Source organism: uncultured Clostridium sp. (assembly GCF_937920395.1).
GTDB lineage: Bacteria > Bacillota > Clostridia > Clostridiales > Clostridiaceae > Clostridium_AD.
The window spans coordinates 1-3,223 of record NZ_CALEVF010000284.1 but is presented as its reverse complement, the minus strand read 5'-3'; the positions used below and the strand labels follow the sequence as shown (position 1 = coordinate 3,223).

Here is a 3,223-nt window from a genome sequence, read left to right as displayed (position 1 = left end):
CATCATAAAAAGGTTGAAATTAAAAAATGCGACAACTATGTTGACAAATTCCGGTTTCCCATCGTCCCTCTTTTACTCGTTGCTTAACCTTTGCATAAATTTCAGGATAGGATTCTTTTAGGAAGGCATACAACTGTGGCTGACTTGACATGAATTTATACTCAGGATACTCCTCCATCAGTTTAAGTACCGTTGAAAAACTCCGAGCCACCTTTTCCTTAGTTTGACTCACAGTCCATAGCCAAGCAACATCTATATGTGTATGTCCGATACAAGTTGCGATTACCTCACTAGAGCCTGCAAGGGTTTCATAAACAGATTTTTGAAGATATTCTTCAGCTACTTTTATAGAAGAATAAAAAACTTCAGAATATGGAACACGGAGATCAAGTAAATCAACAGTTTTTTCTATGGCTAACTCTAAGGGCAGTTTAGCACTGTTTCCTTCTTCTAGCTTTTCTGCTATACATAATGGCACATTCAAATCATGATATAGTTTTAATATTTCCTGATCTACCTGAAAAGCACGGCCAATGAGCAATAGTTCAACATGTAACGTACCGGTGTATGATTGTAAATCAATTTTATAATTGTGACCAGCCTTAGCATTTTCAGTAATATATATTTCACGATGATTCATATCCACACCCTGTACTGGATTATTGTCTAAAAAAGCCAAAAATTGTGGATTGCTCATATCGTTAGGTTCATCAATTTGTGTTTTAATAACTAGGTATAAGGGTTTACCCGCAAATTTTTCTGGTACAGTAAAATCAGACGAAAACCAAAAATGACGGTCTTGTCCCATCCACATCATGTTTTTACTATCAAAATCCTGCCAAGGTTTCTCGCATTTTTCTGCGTCCTCAGGACGAAGGAAAAAACCTTCTTTTTTCTTCCATTGTGTTATATCAAAGTATCCTGAATAGGATAGTTTTTTAAGTTCATTACAAATTACTCGAGCACGTTCTTTTCTAAACAACATATTCACCAACCTTCAAAATAAATATTAACCTTTAGCTGCGCCCTGCATACTAAAACCTTTTGACATATATTTTTGGGCAAAAATATAGAGCATTATTGACGGAGTTGTGTAAAGCACAGAATAAGCCGCCAAAGGACCGTAAGCAATCATACCGTGATTTCCAAAAAACTGATAAAGCATTACTGATGCTGGGTATTTTTGAGCTGAGCTAATTAAAATATAAGGAACAAAGAAATTACCCCAACTTGCGGAGAAAGTAAAGATAGCAACTGTAAAAATACCTGGGAGCATAACTGGAGCTATTACTTTTCTAAGTGTCGTAAACGGCCCTGCTCCATCAACCCAAGCTGCTTCTTCTAGTTCAATTGGGATAGAATCCATAAAGTTCTTCATCATCCAAATAGCGTATGGCAAAGCAGAAGCTGTTAAAAACAAAATGACACCAAAAATGTTATCGTACAGATTAATAGTGATAAAAAGCTGATAAACAGGTACCATCAGCGCCGTTATTGGCAGCGACGTCATAAAGAGGATGGAATATAAAAATAATTTTTTATGATTCATTTGATATCTAGAAAGAGGGTATGCACACAAGCCAGCTACTACTACTACTAATACCGTCTGCAGGCCAGAAATTATAAGTCCTAGTGCAAAAGAACGCAAATTAGGTTTACTTTGAAGCACCTGAATATAATTTCCCAGTGTAACGTTTTTTGGTACCTGTAACACCTGAGATGCATTGCTGTCAAAGGAAGCTACTATAACCCACAGCAATGGGGCCAAAAAACAAATTCCAATTAAAATAAGAATTATATAGGGAAGTCCTGTTCCAAAAACCCTTTTTCTCCATTTCATATTCATATTCATTACCTGCCTTTAAATTTTTAATTTGGAAGATTTAACATAGAAAATGCTTAATATGACGCCAATTACAAGAAGTATCATTGCTATTGCGGTGCCATATCCAATTTGGAAACTACCAAAGGCTTCCTTGTACATTAGCAAAGGTAGCGTTGTTGTAGCATTTGCAGGACCACCACCGGTCATCATAAAAATCAAACCAAAAACACCAAGAGTAGAAAGAGTATTAAGCATCATATTGGTCATAATAGACCCTTTTATATTTGGTATAATAATTTTAAGTAGGACTGTCATACCGGATGCTCCGTCTACAACAGCTGCTTCCTCAATATCTTTTGGTACATCATCCAATGCTGCTTGATATACTAGCATAGAAAATGCCGTTCCATGCCATGTGTTTGCAATAATAATACTCATCATAGGCAACTTATAGAGCCATAATATTGGAGTACCTCCAAAAAGTTTAATTACTTCATTTAGTGTGCCATTATCATTCAAAAAGTTAGCCATACAAAGAGCGCAGACAACCTCAGGCATAACCCAGCCAGAAAGAACAATGCTGCCGATTACTCGCCTAAAAATAGTATTCTTATTTTTCATTAAAATTGCGATGAGAAATCCAAGTACCTGTTGTCCAATCAAAGAAGAACCTACTAAAAAAACAATTGTGTTTACGATACTATGGAACACTTCAGGGTCATTAAACATCTGACTGTAATTTTCCAGTCCTATGAACTGAAAATTTTGAGACTGAGCTCCGGTTAATGATAAATTTGAAAATGAAAAAATTACGGTTAATAAAATAGGAAATATAAAAAATAACAGCAATATAAAAATTGCTGGTAAAAGAAAAATGTATTTCCCTAATTTAGATTTCTTGTTAGTAAGTGATGATGGAGCTAATGTAGTATGCATTTTTTAACCCCCTTGTAAACATATAGAATAAAGCGATAAAATTTAGTTTCTAGTTGATAATCAGAATACTAAATCCACAGTTTAAACCTTATGGTACATTAATTTAATAGAAGTATTTCAACTCAAATATGGTTGAATAGTTAATAAATATAATATTAAGCATCGAAGCCTTATGATTAATGAAAAATGGATAAGCAGGCAGATCCTTTATTGTCACTGCCCCTTTATCCTATTTTACAAATATCTTATTTATAGTTTATTTATTAGTTACTTTATCACTGCCAACAATTCTGGTTACGTTTTTTGCATACTTTGTTTCAGCATCTGCTGGCGATGTGCCAGTGGCAACTGCCTCAACCATTGATTGAATTTCAACTGATACGGAAGGATATTTATCTACTGATGGTCTAAATTGAGCGTTTTTCAACATTTCAGTAGCTTGTTTGTTGAATGGTATAGCCA

The 3,223-nt window shown here is 34.8% G+C and carries 3 protein-coding genes and 1 pseudogene; all 4 read right to left on the bottom strand.

Annotation, left to right across the window (positions count from 1 at the left end; all coding sequences use genetic code 11):
• Positions 1-19 precede the first annotated feature (19 nt).
• Entirely contained in the window at positions 20-985 is a 966-nt protein-coding gene (locus Q0649_RS18160) for a hypothetical protein (protein WP_298845365.1), read from the bottom strand.
• A 24-nt stretch (positions 986-1,009) separates the two neighbouring features.
• Complete coding sequence (locus Q0649_RS18155; protein ID WP_298845363.1) at positions 1,010-1,846, bottom strand: carbohydrate ABC transporter permease; 837 nt, start codon at positions 1,844-1,846, stop codon at positions 1,010-1,012.
• A 15-nt stretch (positions 1,847-1,861) separates the two neighbouring features.
• The gene (locus Q0649_RS18150) at positions 1,862-2,761 is read right to left on the bottom strand and encodes a carbohydrate ABC transporter permease (protein ID WP_298845361.1); all 900 of its coding nucleotides are present in this window, start codon (positions 2,759-2,761) and stop codon (positions 1,862-1,864) included.
• Positions 2,762-3,017: 256 nt separating this feature from the next.
• Positions 3,018-3,223 (bottom strand): annotated as a pseudogene (locus tag Q0649_RS18145) (ABC transporter substrate-binding protein); the annotation flags it as partial.

Excerpts from the sequence above, each read along its gene's own strand:
- Q0649_RS18155 (WP_298845363.1), bottom strand. The coding sequence starts at position 1,846 with ATGAATATGAAATGGAGAAAAAGGGTTTTTGGAACAGGACTTCCCTAT.
- Q0649_RS18150 (WP_298845361.1), bottom strand. The coding sequence starts at position 2,761 with ATGCATACTACATTAGCTCCATCATCACTTACTAACAAGAAATCTAAA.
- Q0649_RS18160 (WP_298845365.1), bottom strand. The coding sequence starts at position 985 with ATGTTGTTTAGAAAAGAACGTGCTCGAGTAATTTGTAATGAACTTAAA.